This is a genomic window from Streptomyces sp. NPDC031340 (assembly GCF_055569945.1).
On sequence record NZ_JBVIIE010000133.1, the window covers coordinates 1 to 1,588 of the forward strand.

Consider the following 1,588-nt stretch of genomic DNA (forward strand, 5'->3'; position numbering starts at 1 on the left):
ATGTGGCACTCGTCGCCGCCGGCGGAGTAGTCGCCGAAGTAGTCGACGACGTCCTCCGGCCACTGGTTCGCCTCCGCCAGCAGCACCGTGTCCGGGTACTGGGCGTCGATCTCCTTGCGCACCCGCTTCAGGAACTCGTGGGTGGCGGGGAGGTTCTCGCAGTTGGTGCCCTCCTGCTGGTACAGGTACGGCACCGCGTCCAGCCGGAACCCGTCGATGCCGAGGTCCAGCCAGAACCGCAGCGCGGAGATCATCTCCTCCTGTACGGCCGGGTTCTCGTAGTTCAGGTCCGGCTGGTGGGAGAAGAACCGGTGCCAGAAGTACTGCTTGCGTACCGGGTCGAAGGTCCAGTTCGACACCTCGGTGTCGACGAAGATGATCCGCGCGTCCGGGTACTGCTTGTCGTCGTCGGCCCACACGTAGTAGTCGCCGTACGGGCCGTCGGGGTCCTTGCGGGACTCCTGGAACCACGGGTGCTGGTCGCTGGTGTGGTTCATGACGAAGTCGATGATGACGCGCATGCCGCGCTGGTGGGCGGCGTCCACGAACTCCACGAAGTCGGCGAGGTCGCCGAACTCCGGCAGCACCGTGGTGTACTCGGAGACGTCGTAGCCGCCGTCGCGCAGCGGCGACTGGAAGAAGGGCGGCAGCCAGATGCAGTCGATGCCCAGCCACTGCAGATAGTCGAGCTTGGCGGTCAGTCCTTTGAGGTCGCCGACGCCGTCGCCGTTGCTGTCCTGGAAGGAGCGGACCAGGACCTCGTAGAAGACGGCGCGCTTGAACCACTCGGGGTCCCGGTCCTTCGCGGGGGTGTCCTCGAACGTGTCCGGGACGGGCTCGTTGACTGTCATATGGTGGGTGACCCTCCGATCTGCGGGGTGGACGGTCGCAGGACGGTGAAGACGTGCGCGGGTCGGGTGCCCGGTTCGAGACGCACGTAATTGGCCCTGCCCCAGTGATAGGTCTCACCGGTGAGCTCGTCGCGCACCGGTACCGACTCGTGCCAGTCCAGGCCGAGTTGCGGCATGTCCAACGAGACCGTGGCCTCCTGGGTGTGGTGCGGGTCGAGGTTGGCGACCACCAGAACCGTGTTCGAACCGCTGCGCTTCGAGTACGCGATCACCGCGTCCTTGTCCGCGTGGTGGAAGTGCAGGTCGCGCAGTTGCCGGAGCGCCGGGCTGGAGCGCCGGATCTCGTTGAGGCGGGTGATGAGGGGGGTGATGGTGCGGCCCTCGCGTTCGGCGGTGTCCCAGTCGCGGGGTTTGAGCTGGTACTTCTCGGAGTCGAGGTACTCCTCGCTGCCCTGGCGCAGTGGGGTGTTCTCGCACAGTTCGTAGCCGGAGTAGAGGCCCCAGGTGGGGGAGAGGGTGGCGGCGAGGACGGCGCGGACCTCGAAGGCGGGGCGGCCGCCGTGCTGGAGGTACTCGTGGAGGATGTCGGGGGTGTTGACGAAGAAGTTGGGCCGCATGTAGGCGGCCGCCTCGCCGGACAGCTCGGTGAGGTATTCGGTGAGCTCCTGTTTGGTGTTGCGCCAGGTGAAGTAGGTGTAGGACTGCTGGAAGCCGGTCTGGGCGAGGGTGTGCATCAT

Annotated in this window: 2 protein-coding genes; both read right to left on the reverse strand. The window is 66.3% G+C overall.

Going from position 1 to position 1,588, the window contains the following annotated elements:
- A partial coding sequence (locus ACZ5GT_RS40745) for an alpha-amylase family glycosyl hydrolase (protein WP_469036995.1) occupies positions 1–851 on the reverse strand: 851 nt, incomplete at its 3' end.
- A partial coding sequence (locus ACZ5GT_RS40750) for an alpha-amylase family glycosyl hydrolase (RefSeq protein WP_469036997.1) occupies positions 848–1,588 on the reverse strand: 741 nt, incomplete at its 5' end. The genes ACZ5GT_RS40750 and ACZ5GT_RS40745, both read right to left, overlap by 4 nt.